The following is a 15,515-nucleotide window of genomic DNA, read 5'->3' on the forward strand; positions in this document are numbered from 1 at the left end:
CGGCTATATGAATCTAAAGCGAAGCTTTGACCGCACCTGGACCCGGCCGCGTCTCCCGCATCCGTACGGCCACCACCAGGCCGGACATTACGGTCACCGCCGCGGTGACGACCACCGCGACGCGCACGCCGAAGGAGTCGGCGAGCAGCCCGGCGGCGACCGCGCCCACCGCGAATCCGAAGTCGCGCCACCACCGATAGACCCCTACGGCACGAGCCCGCCACGACGGGTGCGCGACGTCGGCCACGGCCGCCAGCAACGTGGGGTAGACCATGGCGGTGCCCGCTCCGACCAGGGCGGCGGCGACCGCCCACGGCGCGAAGTCGTCCGCGGCGGCGATCCACGCCAGCGCCGCCCCCTGGAGCAGCATCCCGCCGGCGATCAAGCGTTTGCGCCCCCAGCGGTCGGACAACGCGCCGGCGGCGATCTGGCCCAGCCCCCACACCGCGGGGAGTGTGGCCGTCAGCACGCCGATCTCGGCGATGGTCAGCCCTTCGACCATGAACAGGACGGGGAACAGCCCCCATGCCACGCCGTCGTTCAGGTTGTTCACCAGGCCGGCCTGGCTGACCGAGGACAGTGAGGGATCGCGGAAGCTGGTCGTCACGAAGATCTCCCGGAGCGAGCGCCGGTCGGTTCCGCGTGCCTCCAGTGACACGAATCCCCGGGTCTCCCGGACCCAGACGGCGGACAGCCCGAGGCCGATCACCGCGTAGGCCAGGCCGAGGAGGAAGGGCGCGGGCCGCAGTCCGTACAGCTCTGCCAGGTAGCCGGTGACCAGGGCGGTCACCGCGACGGCCAGATAACCCGCCGACTCGTTGAACCCCATGGCCAGGCCCCGGCGTTCGGGACCGACGAGGTCGATCTTCATGATGACCGTGGCCGACCAGGTGAGCCCCTGGTTGATCCCGAGCAGCACGTTCGCCGCGATCACCCACTCCCACCCGGGCGCCCAGATGATCAGCAGCGGCACCGGCAGCCCGACCAGCCAGCCCGCGACCAGAACCGGCCTGCGGCCGAAACGGTCGCACAACGAACCCGAGAACAGGTTGGTGACCGCCTTCGAAAGGCCGAAGGCGAGGATGTACGTCAGAAGCGCCGTGTGGGCGCTGAGGGCGAACACCTGCTCGGCCAGCAGCGGCACGACGGTGCGTTCTTGGCCGAGCATGCCGCCGACCATTGCGTTGACGACGACGAGCAGAGTGAACTGAGGGAGGTTCGCGCGCAGGCCGAGGCGAGGCGCATCTGTCATCGGCCGTGCTCCAGCGCCAGGCCGGTGAGGCGCGACCAGTCGCCGGGCCCGCCCGACAGGATGCGCACCTTCCGGTGACCACGCCGGAGGAGCAGGGAAGCCCCCGTCGCGGCACGCTCACCGTGGCCGCACATCACCACGAGAGGCCCCTCGCCCGGCGTGAGGGCCTCGATCCCGCCGAGTTCCACGTTCCGCGCGCCCGGCAGGTGACCGGTCGCGAACTCCGACTCCTGGCGGACGTCGATCACCTGGTCGGCGCCCACTTCGGCGGGGCCGATCACCTCGACGCTCTCAGCGACCGCCTTCCACTCGTCAGTCAGCTCGCCGAGGACGGCGTCGTAGCCGACTTTGAGCGCCTGCCACACGATCTCGTCGGGGTCCTGCGCCGGATTGCGCACGAACGCCACCGGCGTCCCGGCGGGCACGGTCCAGCCCAGCCACGTGGCGAACTGCCCGCGCAGCGGGATCGACACCGCCCCCGGCGCGTGCCCGCGCGCGAAGTCGAGCACCGGCCGGACGTCGACCACGACGCCGCCCGCGCGGGCGACGGACGCGAGGTCGACCGGCGCCAAAGAGGGCCGTTCGCCGACCACGGCCGGCCCCCTGCGGTTCACGTCGGGCAGGTCGGCGAAGTAGGAGGGATGCGAGCCGAGCCCGGCGACCAGGTTCGCGGCGAAGGCGTCCGGGCCGTCCGAGCGCAACAGGGCGTTGGTGCGTTTCTCGGTTCCGATGGTGGACGTGCGCTCCGCCCCGGGGGGCGCCGAGCAGAACGAACCCGCTCCATGGGTGGGCCAGACGTGGGTGGCGTCCGGCAGCGCGACCAGGCGCTGCAACGAGGCGTACTGCAGGTGGGCGAGTTCGACCGTCCGGTCGGGGTCGACGAGGTCGGTCCGGGCGGCCGAGCCGACGATCAGGGAACCTCCGGTGAAGACACCGAGCGGCCGGTCGCCGTCGAGGAGCACGTACACGATGTGCTCCAGGGTGTGTCCGGGGGTGGTCAGGATGCGCAGCGTGAGCCCGCCGAGGTCGACCTCCTCCTCGTCGCGCAGGCCGACGTGGGGGAACTCGCGGTCGCCCGTGGCCGAGGCGAGGATCGTCGCCCCGTCGTCGGCGGCCAGCTGGCGGGCCCCGGACAGGAAGTCGGCGTGGAGATGGGTCTCGGCGGCGTAGGCGATCTTCAGCCCCCGGCGTTCGGCGGCGGCCCTGAGTTGCCGCAGGTCACGAGAGGCGTCCACGGCTAACGCGCGCCCGTCGCCCAGGTCGGTGAGGTAAGCCGTGTTGCCGAGACCCTCGTCCACAAGCGGGATGACGTTCGTGTCCACTGTGCTACCTCCCGGACGGCTGATACGATATTCCATAAGTATTTGGAGGATTATAGATGAGTGACCGCGAGCGCAAGCTTCTTCTCTACGAACAGTTCGCGCGCATGGGCAAGGCCCTGGCCAACCCCCTGCGGCTGGAACTGATCGACGTCCTGGCCCAGGGCGAACGCAGCGTCGACGACCTGGCCACCTCCTGCGGCTGGAAGCTCAGCAACACCTCTGCCCAGCTCAAGGTGCTTCAGCACGCCGGCCTGCTGCGGACGCGGCGTGAGGGAGTGAAGATCTTCTACCGGGTGGCCGACACCTCGGTCCTGGAGTTCGTCGAGTCGCTCAAGGCGATGGCGACCGAGACCCTTCCGGACGCGGAGAAGGCGGCCCGCGACTACCTGGGCGACGTCTCAGCACTGCAGCCGGTCGGACGGGGAGATCTGGCCGACCTGATCGCCCGGGGTGAGGTCGTCGTGGTCGACGTGCGCCCGGCCGAGGAGTACGCCGCCGGCCACATCGCCGGAGCGTTGTCCATCCCGCACGACCAGCTGGCCGCCCGCCTGGCCGAACTTCCGAAGGCGAGCCTGATCGTGGCCTACTGCCGCGGCCGGTTCTGCGTGATGGCCCCGGAGGCCGTCCGGCTGCTGCGCGCCAACGGGTTCGACGCGCGCCTGCTCGCCGACGGATGGCCGCAGTGGCACGCCGAGGGACTGCCGGTCGCCTCATGAGACCACCGGGTCTCCGCGACGACGTCGTCTACCTCGACCACAACGCCACCACCCCGGTCGACCCTCGGGTGGCGGAGGCGGCCCGGCCATTCCTCGACCTCCACTTCGGCAACCCGTCGACCACGGGCGTCTACGCCGAGGAGCCCCGCAAGGCCCTCGGCGCGGCGCGGGCCCAGGTGGCGGCGCTGATCGACGCGGAACCCGGCGAGATCGTCTTCACCGGCGGCGGCTCGGAGTCCGACGTCCTCGCCCTGCGCGGCCCCGCCCTGGCTCCCGGCGATCATCTGGTCACCCAGGTGACCGAACACCCTGCGGTGCTCCGCACCTGCGCCGCCCTCGAACGGACGGGCGTCCGGGTCACCCTGCTGTCCGTCGACCGATTCGGCCGCGTCGACCCGGCCGAGCTGCACCGGGTGCTCACCCCCGCGACCCGGCTGGTGTCGGTGATGCTCGCCAACGGCGAGACCGGCACCATCCAGCCCGTCGCGGAACTCGCCTCGATCGCCCACGAGCACGGCGCCCTGTTCCACACCGACGCCGCCCAGGCGGTCGGCAAGATCCCCGTCTCGGTCTCCGACCTGGGCGTCGACCTGCTCAGCGTCGCCGGGCACAAGTTCTACGCGCCCAAGGGCATCGGCGCCCTGTACGTCCGCCACGGCGTCACCCTCGAACCGCTGATCCCCGGCGGGGGACAGGAGGAGGGCCGCCGGTCCGGAACCGAGAACGTCGCCTTCGCCGTCGCCCTCGGCGAGGCCGCCCGCCTGGCGGCAGAGGGGCGGGCCGTCGAAGCCGTCCGGACCGGCAGACTGCGCGACCGCCTCTTCGACCGGCTCGACGCCGGTTGGCCCGGCGGGGTCCGGCTGAACGGCCATCCCGACCATCGCCTGCCCGGCACGTTGAACGTCAGCCTTTTCGGGATCATCGCCCGTAACCTGCTCGCCGGGCTGCCGGGGCTGGCCGCCTCGACCGGATCGGCCTGTCACACCGGAGACCCGGAACCGTCCGCGGTTCTCACCGCCATGGGCGTTGACCGCGCCCGTGCTCTGTCCGCGATCCGGTTCTCCATCGGCCGCTGGACGACCGAGGCGGAGATCGACCGAGTCTCGGAAATCTTCGCTCATGTCGTATAAGCCCGGTTTCCGATCGTCTTCCTGATGAACGCCATCGACAGGGAGGACCGCCATGAAGTACGTCCTGATGTTCTTCGAAACCGAGTCCTACGCCAGCGAGATGCGGGCAAAGGGCGCCACCGAGCAGGACGTCGCCTATGAGGCCGTCGGACGGTGGTTAGCCGAGAACGCTGACAAGATCACCCACTGGACCCACCTCAAGCACCCGTACACCGCCACCACCGTGCGGCTTGAGGCAATCATCGACGGGACGGTCGGCGACGGCCCGGAAACCTTCAGCGGGTACGCCGAGATCGAGGTCGCCGACATCGACGAGGCCCTGCGGCTGGCGCGGACATGGCCCGCCTGCCCGATCGTGGAGATACGTCCCGCCGCCTGAGGCGTCAGTTCCAGCTCAGCCGTTCTGCCAGCAGTGCCTGCTGAGCGGGGTTGGCGGTCAGCGCCAGCGCCCGCTCATCGCACTCCCTGGCCTCCTGGTTCCGGCCCAGTGCGCGCAGGAGTTCGGCGCGGGTGGCGTGGAGCAGCGGATAATTCTCCAACGCCCGATCGAGGTCCTTCAGTTCGTCCAGCGCCGCCTCTGGGCTGACGGCATATCGCAGGGCGATCGCCCGGTGCAGGCGGGTGATCGGCGAGGGCGCCAGGTGCAGCAGCATGTCGTACAGGACCACGATCTGCGGCCAGTCGGTGCTCTCGAAGCTCTCGGCCTCGGCATGGCAGGCCGCAATCGCCGCCTGGAGCTGGTAGGGACCTGGCCGACGGTGGGCCCGCGCGGCACGCACCAGCAACGCGGTGGCCGCACTGATCGCCTCGTGGTCCCACAAGCCGCGATCCTGGTCAGCGAGCAGCACGAGCTGTTCCCGGTCGTCGAACCGGGCGGCGCCACGCGCTCGATGCAGCCGGATCAGCGCCAGTAGCCCCGCCACCTCCGGTTCGTCCGGCATGAGCCCGGCCAGCAGGCTCGCCAGCCATTCGGCGTCGTCGACGAGGTCGCGGGCCTGGGCGCGGGTCCCGCCGCTGGACAGGTAGCCCTCGTTGAACAGCAGGTAGATGACGGCGAGCACGCCGTCGAGCCGCTCGGACAGGTCATCGCCGCCCGGGATCCGGTAAGGGATGCCCGCTTCGGTGATCTTCCGTTTGGCCCGGGTCAGCCGCTGCGCCACCGTCGTCTCCGGCACGACGAACGCCGCCGCGATCTGCGCGGTGTTCAGGCCGCACACCACCCGGAGCGTCAGAGCGATCCGGGCCGCAAGTGACAGCGCGGGGTGGCAGCAGGTGAAGATCAGCTGCAGCCGATCGTCTTTCGGGGCCGGCTCGACCCATCTGAGCTGCTCGAGCTTGGCGCGATAGTTCGTCTCCCGCCGCAGCACGTCCAGGCCGCGTCGGCGGGCGACGGTGTACAACCACGCGTCGGGACGCTCAGGCACCCCCTCCACAGGCCAGCGCCGCAGCGCGGCCTCAACCGCGTCCTGGACGAGATCCTCGGCCGCCGCGAAGTCGCCGAGCAGCGAGACCAGAGAGGCGGCGAGCCGGCCCGCGTGGTCACGCACCACACGGGCCAGCGCCTCCTGGCTCACCTGCTCGGGGTCGGCACCGGTCATGAGGCGGGGCGGATCTCCACGATCGGGCACGCGGGCCAGGACCTGGCCATCTTCAGCGCCTCGTCGAGATCGGCCACCTCGACCTCGGCGAACCCGGTGACCACCTCTTTGCCCTCCACGAACGGCCCGTCGGTGACCACCGGATCGTCCCCTCGCCGCAGCCGCATGGTGGTCGCGGTGTGCACGGGAGCCAGATGGGTGTGGTGGGTGATCTTGGTGGCGTGTTCGGCGAACCAGCGGCCGACCGCCGCGTAGGCGTCCTCGCGCTCCAGGGCGCCCATCGCCTCCAGTTCCTTAGCGAACTCTTCGGTCTCCACGAACATCAGGACGTACTTCACCTTCGGTTCCCCCTTACCTCGGTCGTCTCGTCAGGCCGGCAGCGTCGCGTAGAGGTCGACGCCGTTGCCGTCGGGGTCGGCGATGGTGGCGTACCGATGACCCCAGAAGGCGTCGAACGGCTCGGCCAACCCCTTGTATCCGGCTCCGGTCAGTTCCGCGTAGGCGGCGTCGACCTCAGCCGGGGTTTCGAACTGGAAGCACAGCAGGGTGCGCGGGCCGCCGACCGGAGCCTTCCAGCCGGGCAGGAACGGGGTGCGAAAGGACTCGGTGTCGAGCATGAGGTGCAGACCGTTGGGCAGGTCGCAGCCAGCGTGCTCGGGGGAGTGCGGGTCGAGCTTGAAGTCGAGCCCAAGGCGGGCGTAGAACTCCACGGACGCCGCCATGTCGGAGACCACGATGTCGATCGTGTTCAACATCGGATTCATGATGTGCCCTCTTCCTCCACTGAGTGGATCTTTCCGTGCTCCTTCAGGCGAGGTCTCGGTCGCTGTTCGCACAGGTCGGCTGAGCCAAGCCTCACTTGAAAGACGATCGGCCACCTGGTCACCACGACACTTGGGCCAACTTTTCCACTCCAGACATCCCGCTCATCCCAAGCACCGGCAGAACAATTTCAGGACTGGTGCCGCTGGGGCGTCGCCTGGACGATCTTTCCGAGGGCTTCGCCGATCCGCAGGCTCGCCGCCATCGTCTGGCGGGAGCGGAGATGGGCCAGGGCTCAAATGCCGTGATTGCGCTTGTGCCGCCTCCCCGAGGAGAAACGCCCAGCCGAGATCGCCGAACTCAAACGAGTCCTTCCCGGCTACCGGACCTCGCTTCGCACTTAGACAGACCGAGGCCCCTGACCTCGTAAGGTCAGGGGCCTTCTCAGTTCCGGGTCCTCACCCCCCTGGCGCGACCTCTTCTGGCCGTTCTTTCAGGGGAGCGTTGAGGCGGCTGAGCGCCGGCGATCGGCAGTTCCGGCTGCTCATCAGGGTGGCTCGGGTCAGAGCCACTGTCGGGATCAGAAATACTCCAGCGGATGTGGACGAGATTCTTGAGAATGCGGACTTCCAGTTCCTGCTTTCCAGCCACGTCGGGGAGTCGGCGGATTACCGTCCAGAATCCAAAGAGAGCCAACGCGAGAATCGCAAGCAGAAGAAGCATGCTCGAGAGGCCAGCGTGCTGGAGGAAACTCCAGGAGCCGGCCATTCGTCGTTCAGGCCCCGCGGGTCATGGTGAGCTGCGCTGCCATCGATCTCCCCTTTCTCCTCGCACGATGGTGCGCCGCTACGGCACCCTGGGCGGCTCGTCCTTCCATTGACCGTTCGCCTCCTTCGGCTTTCCCCCCTGTGTGCCGGGCCTCGCTCTCTTTGACAGAACCCTCACTCAGGTGCCTTTAGCGGCCATGACGCACCCCTACGGAACGCGACGAGGTCACTTGATGATGCCAACGCGCTCACGCGCTCGTGGCTGAATGCCCGAGATGAAACGCCCACATTCGAGCGGGAGTGAAGCGGGAGTTAGTGAGGAGTGGGAAGGAGCACGGCGGAGAATCATGCCCTCAGCCCAGTCGGGTGCGGTGCTGAGGAAGTGGTGCTCGTATGACGGCAGGACAGCCGGTCGATGAACAGGACGGTGTAGGCAAGGCGTTAGGGGCCGTATAGGCCGTTCGGGACGTGTCGCTGCGAGCGAGCCGGGGCAGATCTGCGGGCTGCTCGGGCTGAACGGGGCGGGCAAGACGACGCTGATGCGCATCATGCTCGGGCTCGTCCGGCATGACTCCGGGAGCGTCCGGGTCCTCGGGTGCGGGCCCGGTGAGGCTCTTGGCCGGATCGGCGCCATCCTCGAGTCGTCCCATTTCGTCCCCCACCTGTCGGGGCGGGTGAACCTCCAGGTCCTGGCCAGGGCGCGAGGGCTCACGGACGCCGCGGTCGACCGCGTGCTCCACGTCGTGGATCTCGACGGGGCAAGGACCGGAAGGTCACCGGCTACTCGCTCGGGATGCGACAGCGGCTCGGGGTGGCCGGGGCGCTGCTGGGGGGCGATCCCGATCTGCTGATCCTCGACGACCCCACCACCGGGCTCATCTCCTCCCGACTGCTCAGCGAAGTCCAGCAGATCTGCAAACGGGTCGTCGTGCTGGACCAGGACGCGGTCGTCGCCGAGGACACCGCCGAGGACCTGCTCACCAAGGCCGGGTCGGCGTCGGTCGTCGTCGACGCCCGGCCGGCTCCGCCCAGGGAGAACACCACCGACGAGAAGCCGCCGGTGTGGTCGGTGAGGGTTTGCCGATCGGGATGCCGGTACGGGCGTCCGACAGTCGTCTGTCTGGTCGTAGCCGCCGCTGGCGAGGCGGCTGCCGTCCGAGAAGAACACCGCCGATGAGACGCCCGGTGTGGCCGATCAGAACGGTGCGTTGGGGTCGGCTGAGTAAGGAGACGATGCTCGCCGAAGCCTCCAGCTCCGAGCTGGCGAACGTCTCGCCCTTACGCGGGTGGACCAGGACCGTCGGCGAGGTCGTTGCGGGAAGGCATGGTGGCGCTATAGCAGAAGGTCCCCTGCGCCAACAGGAGACCTTCGCTGCCGACGCGTCCGGCTCAACAGACAGGTGTCGGGAACCCCGCGTATGAACGCCATCGGGTTCGTAAGCAGAATCACCCAGGTGAGAGTTGTTCGGCTACTAAACCAAGAAGCGGGCATGAAAGCGTTCAGTCAATCGCCTCTAAACACGGTGATCTGCGCTGTCGCGAGTTGTTCAGCCTTCTCCGGTTCGGAGAAGGACGGAGGAGGCGAACAACAGATTGTTCGGGATTCCATCGACTGGGAGACATTCTCCGATCCGATGGTGAAGCTTGGACCGGTAGTCCCCGTATACGACGTCGACGGCGCCAACTGTCGATGACCTTGCTCGTAACGGTTGCCTTCATGTCCGGCTCGACTTCGACAGAAAGTAGCATAGATATGTCCGCGTCCGTGACGCATTGTCCTGCGCTTCCTCGATACCGTCTCGCGGTGTTGAGCGCAGGAGTGGCCATGACCTGCGCTCTTCTGGCTCTTGGTTTCAGTTTCCCTGAGGGCGCGGCCTGGCGCTGGCCGCGATGGCGGGGGGGCACCGAGATCGCCTGCCGGCTCACGGCCCCTCACGGCGCATATCAGGTCAGGATTATGGTCCTGGTCATCATCGTGATGGTGGTGACCTATCTACTCGGAGTCGGATATTCTCCGCTCTCGGCTGTTCCCGGTGTGCTTCTTACCGCGCTCAGCTTGACGTGGGTGGCCAGGCGGCTGACGGGCACACGCTACAAGTTGCCCACGATCTCGATCGCGTACTGAGCGCCGGCGTTCTGCGGCCCAGTCAATGTCTCGACCTGAACGCCCCATCGAGGGCCACGGACCCCGTGCCGAGTTGGCGCGGGGTCTTCGTGCGGTGCGCGCCGAGGCGGTCTCACCTACCGCCAGATGGCACAGAAATCGAACTACTCGATCGCGCCTTTGTCGTCGGCTGCGAACGGCAAAGACTTTCCGACATGGGACCTCGCCTGGGCATACTTGCGCGCATGCGAGGTGCCAGCAACACGGCGGACGGAGTGGGAACGCCGGTGGAGTGATGCGCTGAACCGGCCAGACGAGCCCGATCATGCCTCGTCCTGAACAGCCGATTGAAGGCACCGGACCCCGTGCCAAGCTGGCACGGGATCTTCGTGCGGTGCGCGCCGAGGCGGGTCTCACCTACCGCCAGATGGCGCAGGCGACGAACTACTCGATCGCGGTCCTGTCGGCTGCCGCGAACGGCAAGAGCTTCCCCACGTAGGAGGTGACCGCGTCCTACCTTCACTCCTGTGGCGTATCGGCACAGGAGATGGAGGTCTGGTAGCGACGCTGGCTGGAGACGCTCGCCGCCGAACGCCAGCTTGCTTCACCCCCCGCAGTTCTGGAGGCCGGGAACCAGCGAGAGCTCTTTGCCGCGCGTTTCAATAGAATTGCTGGTGGTCTGCGGCCTCAGCCTCGATGCCGTGAGCACGTTAACGGCGCACAGTGCGCCGAAGGGTGCAGCCAGGCGTACTCACTTCTCAGCGGCTGAGTGATTGGCGGCATGGTTCTTCTCTTCCGCGGGATTTCGAGACCTTGCGCATCGTGGTGCGCACCCTCCTCAGACACGCCCGGCAGAGAGAACTTCCCGTTGATCATTTGAGCCCGGGGTGCTAGATGAGGGCGCTTGGACCCGCCTGTGGCAGAGCGCGGTACGGATCGGGCGGACGTCGGACGCACTCGATCGGCCGCCTCCCGGCCGGTTGCTTACCGAGGTGGCCGACCCCTTCGAGCACCAACCGGAGATCCACCGCGCCATCGACTCCGAGGCGACCGGCCGGGCGCATCTGGTGGAGTTACCGGCGTTGCCGGCGTATGTCACGCGCGCTCATGACCTCGCATTGCGCGAGGTGGTCGCGCAGGCGGCCGATGGGGTGAGCCGGATCGCGGTCCTGGTAGGCGGGTCGTCCGCCGGCAAGTCGCGTGCTTGCTGGGAAGCCCTCCACCTGCTGCGGGGCCGCCCTGAGGCGTGGCGGCTGTGGCATCCCATTGACCCGGCCCGGCCTGATGCGGCGCTGGCCGATCTGGCCAGGGTAGGGCCGCACACGGTGGTGTGGCTCAACGAGGCCCAGTTCTACCTGGCAGACCCGGACTTGGGCGAGCGCGTTGCCGCAGGCGTGCGGGAACTGCTGCGTGACCCGGGCCGGGCGCCGGTCTTGGTGCTGGCCACCCTGTGGCCCGTCTACTGGGCCACCCTCACCGCTCGAACGGCCCGGGACTCCCACGCTCAGGCACGTGAACTACTGAGCAGGAATGCGATCATCGTTCCCGACGCCTTCACCGGCGCGGACTTATCCGCCGTGGCGAACCTGGATCCCGCCGACCCTCGCTTGGAAGAGGCAGTCAAGCACGCCAGCGACGGCCAGATCACCCAGTACCTGGCCGGAGTGCCGGCCCTGATGGACCGCTACCACCAGGCACCACCTGTCACCAGAGCCCTCATCAACGCCGCCGTGGACGCCCGCCGCTTGGGCTGCGGCCCCAACCTACCGCTGGCGCTCCTATCGGCAGCCGCTCCCGGCTATCTCACTGACGCTGAGTGGGAGCGGGCCGACCAGGATTGGCTGGAAGACGCCCTGGACTACGTGACTAGACCCTGCAACGGCGTCCCCGGCATCCTGACCGTGGTCATGGCCGACTCCGGCCGCAATCGGCGCGGCACCCGTTCCGCGGCTCCCGAACGGCACATGGGGGCGGGGCCGATCTACCGGCTGGCCGACTATCTCGACCAGCGGAAACGGCCGCCGCCAGGCCCCGCCACTGACCATCCCGGACCTTCGCGCCATGATCGACGCCTGCGACCTGACCACCGTGATCGGGCTGCGCGACCGGCTGCTGCTGGTGCTCGGCCTGGCCCTGATGGGCCGCCGCAGCGAGCTCGTCGCCCTGCACCGTGCCGACGTCCGCGAGGTTCCCGACGGGCTGGAGGTGCGAATCGCCACCTCCAAGACCGACAAGGACTCCGCCGGGCAGATCGTCGCCATCCCGCGCGGCAGCCACCCGCTCACCGACCCGGTCGCCGCCTGGCAGGACTGGCTACAGGCCCTGGACCAGGCCGAACAGCACGGCCACGACGGCGCCTCGGACGCCGCGCCGGGAGGCGGGCGGCTGCTGCGCCGGATCGACCGGCACGGCACCATCGGCCCCTCGCTGACCGGCGAGTCGGTGAACACCATCGTCGGCGATCTGGCCGTCCGGGCCGGGGTTCCCAACGCCGAGACGGTCACCGCGCACAGCCTGCGCGCCGGCGGAGCGACCGTCGCCTACGCCGCCGGCGTCCCGGTCTCGGTCATCGCCGCACACGGCCGCTGGGCACCCAACTCCCCGGTGGTGCTGGGCTACATCCGCGCGGTGGACCGCTGGCGCGACAACGCGATGCGCAACGTCGGCCTCTGACCTGGGAAACAGGAACCCAAAGCGAAGCGGAGAACCGGGCTCCGGCTCGATTTTGTGGCGACATCGATCGGCGCTCAACACCGATCTGGCTGAAGGTTCGATGACGATTTTCACTGATGGATGCCGACGAATCCACAGGTCAGACGCCGCTCTGCAGATTTCTTTCAGAGGCGATTCGTCAGCTACTTTCAGCGGCTCTAACGAGGCCGCGCAGGAGGCGTGCAGCCCGATATGACCGATATGACGGTCTCGATAGCCGTGCGGCCTCAGCAATACCTCGATCACTGCGCCAGCGGGAGTTAGGACCAGACCTCGCTTGAGCGCCCTGAATGAGGCTGCACGGGCTCATCTCCCGGTCTCATAGCCGCAGACGGACGGCCGACGGGCAAGCCGAACCGCTTCTGAACAGGGGAAACAGCACCGAAGGGAAGATGATGATCTTACTGAAGTCCGGTGACGAAACCCACTGAAGCCTAGTGACGAATCCGCAGGTCAGAAATCTGCAGAGTCACAGCAACTCATAGTGACCTCAACATAACGAGGATTATGTTGGAAGATCATCTACACCTCCGACACAACGGATCTCCTTTTCTGATTTTCTGTTTCCAGAAAATCAGAAAATGCTAGGGTGATCTTCGTGACGTGCAAGCACTGCGGCAGGCCCCTGGAACTACGGCAAGGACGAGGCCGCCCCAAGGAGTACTGTCCCGAGACCGACTGCCAGGCCGCCGCCAAGAAATCCCGCGAACTACGCCGCGCCACCCCTGGCCTCGACGGATCCCTGGCCCGCGCCGAGGAACTCTACGAACGCATGGAAAAAGGCCTGGCCGCCGCGATAGCCCCCCTGGCCCAGGTCCTCGCCGACGAACTCTCGCCGGCCGGAGTCGAGGCAAGGCTCAGCGCGGTCCAGGCCGAGGCACACACCCGGGTCGCCGTCGCCCGGGCGGAGCGGGAGCAGGCCTTCGAGCAGGTACGACTAGCCCGCGCCGCCACCGAAGACGCCCGCAGAACCGCCCAGCAGGCCGAGCAACGCGCCGAGGAGGCCGCCGCCGAGCGTGACAACGCGTTCACCGACGCCGAGAACGCGCGGGAGCAGGCGCTGGCCGCGCTTCGCGAGGCGGCGGCGACCGAACGCGTCGCCAAGCAGGCCGCCGACGAAGCGCGGAGGCGAGCCGAGCAGGCCGAGGCACGGCGGGATCACGCGGAGGCCGAGACCCAGGAGGCCCGCGCGGCCGCCACCGAGGCCGAGAAGAAGGCCCGCCGGGCGGAGGCCAAGGCGGCCGCGGCGCAGCGAGACGTCGTGGAAGCGCGCAAAGACGTGGCCACCGCCGAAAAGGCGGCTGCCGCCGCGACGGCGCGAGCCGATGCGGCCGAGTCCGAACGTGATCGAGCCATCACACGGGCGGAGGCCGCCGACCAGGCGCGAGCCGAAGCCGCCGCGAGCGCGGCCGAGGCGAAGGCGGAGGTGTCCCGGGTCACCGGGCTGCTGGCCGCCTCCGAGAAGGCGATGGCCCAGGCCCGAAAGGATCGGGACGTGTTGGCCGCCGATCTGAACACCAGCCAGGCCGAGGTGGCCGCCCTCAGAGCTTCCGGAGAGGCCGCGCACGCGGAGCTGACCCGTCTTCGCGCCGAACACGCGGCCGCGCAGGAGAGCGTCGCCACGTTGCGCGCCGAGCTCGCGCTGGAGCGAGCGCGGCTGGGTGACCTGCGGTCGGAGCTGGAGTCGGCTCGTACGGAAGCGGCTGTGCTGCGGGAGCGGGCGGTCGCGGCCGAACTCAGATCCACCCCCACCGTCGACGGCTGAGGTCCCCGTTCTGCGAACATCCCTGGGCATGCCGGCTATCCGGCATCACGGACCTCCGGTAACGCTCCGAGCTGCGGCACCATGACCGGCTTCATCCTGATGGCCGAGCTGCCCCTATGCGGAGCACGCCAGCCCTCCGGCATCACGAGTTTCCGGTAACGATCCCCAGCCGCGGCGCCGGGAGCGGCTTCGTCCTGATGGCCGAGCTGTTCCCTATGCGCGCCTGCACGTCCTGGCCTGTGTGTAGGCCGAGGACGCCAACGGCACACTTCCAGCTGGCGAGCGGGGTGAAGGCGTCCCGTGGCGGAACTGGTCACGAATGTGCTGGACCCGCCCTGAGGAGACATCAGCCGGCGAGCGGCTGTTCGTCACGGAGCTGAGCGGCCAAGATAGCGGCGCAGGGCTTCTCGCCCAGCCGGAACGAAAGGCCCTCGATCGACAACCCTCCGCAGTTCGAGTTCCGTGAGCCAGGCATGCCAAGCGATCTCGGACGGATCTGGAGCCAATGGCTCGGTGATCAAGGCCTCGTGCACCCCGAACCAGACAGGGCCGATCCCCTCCTGACACAGGAACTTGAACAGGAAGCCGACCGAGACCCCGATGCCCAGTTCTTCGAGCAGTTCGCGGGCCGCCGCGTCTTCATACGATTCACCCACGCCCACACCACCGCCGACCATCACGTCATAGTGGCCGGGGAAGGGAACATGCCCGTCGGCTCGGCGCAGTACGAGTATCCGCCCCGTCGGAACGCGGCAGATCGTCGTCGCGATCCGATGCATCCACCGCAGACGCACCGCCTCTGCGCGCTCCACGACTTCAAGTACACGGTCGTGTTCATCCACCCGCTCGATCAGCTCACGCATGCTGCCCACAGTCACAGACGCCTCTGACAACCTGGCTTGTTTTCTCACTAGCCCCAGCGCGGCGAAGCCGTTGACGGCCTCGTCGGTGGAGCTGCCGCGCCCGCTGGTCACCGGGCTCGCCCGTCAGGGGCATCCTCGAGGGCCTGCGATGGGGCTCACCACTCAAGGCTCCCCATTTCGTGCGGACACCACCTTGGGAAGACCCGCTCTGCGTGGTTGGAGAGGCGTCCGTACTTCGCAGAGATGACCGTTTCTGCGAAGGCTGCAATCCCGGGTTTCGTGGATGACAGGCGCCCATGTTGAGCTTGACCTCGCCCCAGCCCCTGTTTCTTGGATCAGGTGCGGAGCCAGATGATCAGGGTTGCGACGGTTACCGTGCCGAGGAAAATGTAGCCGCGTTTGATGCCCCTATGGATGTCAAGTGCGCTGTGGTGTTGTGATGATCTTGTAGATCTCGCGGGCGACGTAGCGCTTGAGACAGCGGATGGCTTCGCGCCGGGTTTTGCCCTGGGCTTGTCGTCGGG

The 15,515-nt window shown here is 68.1% G+C and carries 15 protein-coding genes; 9 read left to right on the top strand and 6 right to left on the bottom strand.

All coding sequences use genetic code 11. The annotated features are described in order from the left end of the window. Positions 1-13: 13 nt before the first annotated feature. Together QSK34_RS37435 and QSK34_RS37440 are read right to left on the bottom strand one after the other, a co-directional pair. Positions 14-1,252, bottom strand: coding sequence for an MFS transporter (locus QSK34_RS37435; RefSeq protein ID WP_285591561.1), 1,239 nt, complete (start codon positions 1,250-1,252; stop codon positions 14-16). After that, positions 1,249-2,574, bottom strand: a complete 1,326-nt coding sequence (locus QSK34_RS37440; protein ID WP_285591562.1) for an MBL fold metallo-hydrolase — start codon at positions 2,572-2,574, stop codon at positions 1,249-1,251. Before QSK34_RS37440 ends, QSK34_RS37435 begins: the two co-directional genes overlap by 4 nt. 56 nt (positions 2,575-2,630) lie before the next feature. Here QSK34_RS37440 and QSK34_RS37445 point away from each other — a divergent pair, with 56 nt between their 5' ends. From QSK34_RS37445 to QSK34_RS37455, 3 genes are read left to right on the top strand one after another with little or no spacing between them, the layout of a single operon-like run. Next, a complete protein-coding gene (locus QSK34_RS37445) occupies positions 2,631-3,290 on the top strand; it encodes an ArsR/SmtB family transcription factor (RefSeq protein ID WP_285591564.1) in 660 nt (219 codons plus the stop codon). Further along, positions 3,287-4,420, top strand: coding sequence for a cysteine desulfurase family protein (locus tag QSK34_RS37450; protein ID WP_285591566.1), 1,134 nt, complete (start codon positions 3,287-3,289; stop codon positions 4,418-4,420). The genes QSK34_RS37445 and QSK34_RS37450 overlap by 4 nt, the downstream gene beginning before the upstream one ends. A 52-nt stretch (positions 4,421-4,472) precedes the next feature. Beyond that, positions 4,473-4,799 (top strand): YciI family protein, encoded by a 327-nt coding sequence (locus tag QSK34_RS37455; RefSeq protein WP_285591569.1) that lies wholly within the window; start codon positions 4,473-4,475, stop codon positions 4,797-4,799. 4 nt (positions 4,800-4,803) lie between these two features. On the opposite strand, the gene QSK34_RS37460 is transcribed toward QSK34_RS37455, so the two are convergent. From QSK34_RS37460 to QSK34_RS37470, 3 genes are read right to left on the bottom strand one after another with little or no spacing between them, the layout of a single operon-like run. Next, a complete protein-coding gene (locus QSK34_RS37460) occupies positions 4,804-6,018 on the bottom strand; it encodes an RNA polymerase sigma factor (RefSeq protein ID WP_285591571.1) in 1,215 nt (404 codons plus the stop codon). After that, on the bottom strand, positions 6,015-6,356 hold the full coding sequence (locus QSK34_RS37465; RefSeq protein WP_285591573.1) for a YciI family protein: 342 nt from the start codon (positions 6,354-6,356) through the stop codon (positions 6,015-6,017). Before QSK34_RS37465 ends, QSK34_RS37460 begins: the two co-directional genes overlap by 4 nt. 30 nt (positions 6,357-6,386) lie before the next feature. Then, positions 6,387-6,773, bottom strand: coding sequence for a VOC family protein (locus QSK34_RS37470; RefSeq protein WP_285591574.1), 387 nt, complete (start codon positions 6,771-6,773; stop codon positions 6,387-6,389). A gap of 607 nt (positions 6,774-7,380) precedes the next feature. Between QSK34_RS37470 and QSK34_RS37475 the strand changes: the two genes are divergently transcribed. From QSK34_RS37475 to QSK34_RS37495, 6 genes are all read left to right on the top strand, one after another. After that, a complete protein-coding gene (locus QSK34_RS37475) occupies positions 7,381-7,578 on the top strand; it encodes a hypothetical protein (protein ID WP_285591577.1) in 198 nt (65 codons plus the stop codon). A gap of 508 nt (positions 7,579-8,086) precedes the next feature. Further along, positions 8,087-8,398 (top strand): P-loop NTPase family protein, encoded by a 312-nt coding sequence (locus QSK34_RS37910; protein WP_353051476.1) that lies wholly within the window; start codon positions 8,087-8,089, stop codon positions 8,396-8,398. Beyond that, positions 8,341-8,724: an ATP-binding cassette domain-containing protein gene (locus QSK34_RS37480; protein ID WP_285591579.1), complete on the top strand. Its 384-nt coding sequence runs from the start codon at positions 8,341-8,343 to the stop codon at positions 8,722-8,724. The genes QSK34_RS37910 and QSK34_RS37480 overlap by 58 nt, the downstream gene beginning before the upstream one ends. 1,252 nt (positions 8,725-9,976) lie before the next feature. Continuing rightward, positions 9,977-10,150 carry a helix-turn-helix domain-containing protein gene (locus tag QSK34_RS37485; RefSeq protein ID WP_285591581.1) on the top strand — a complete coding sequence of 58 codons (174 nt, stop codon included), beginning with the start codon at positions 9,977-9,979 and terminating at the stop codon, positions 10,148-10,150. A 1,562-nt stretch (positions 10,151-11,712) separates the two neighbouring features. Continuing rightward, positions 11,713-12,324 carry a site-specific integrase gene (locus tag QSK34_RS37490; protein ID WP_502875568.1) on the top strand — a complete coding sequence of 204 codons (612 nt, stop codon included), beginning with the start codon at positions 11,713-11,715 and terminating at the stop codon, positions 12,322-12,324. 628 nt (positions 12,325-12,952) lie between these two features. After that, positions 12,953-14,128, top strand: coding sequence for a coiled-coil domain-containing protein (locus QSK34_RS37495; RefSeq protein WP_285591582.1), 1,176 nt, complete (start codon positions 12,953-12,955; stop codon positions 14,126-14,128). A gap of 368 nt (positions 14,129-14,496) precedes the next feature. Here QSK34_RS37495 and QSK34_RS37500 read toward each other — a convergent pair whose 3' ends face one another. After that, the gene (locus tag QSK34_RS37500; protein ID WP_285591584.1) at positions 14,497-14,991 is read right to left on the bottom strand and encodes an NUDIX hydrolase; all 495 of its coding nucleotides are present in this window, start codon (positions 14,989-14,991) and stop codon (positions 14,497-14,499) included. Positions 14,992-15,515 lie beyond the last annotated feature (524 nt).

The sequence above is a fragment of the Herbidospora sp. NBRC 101105 genome, assembly GCF_030269205.1.
GTDB classification, from domain to species: domain Bacteria; phylum Actinomycetota; class Actinomycetes; order Streptosporangiales; family Streptosporangiaceae; genus Herbidospora; species Herbidospora solisilvae.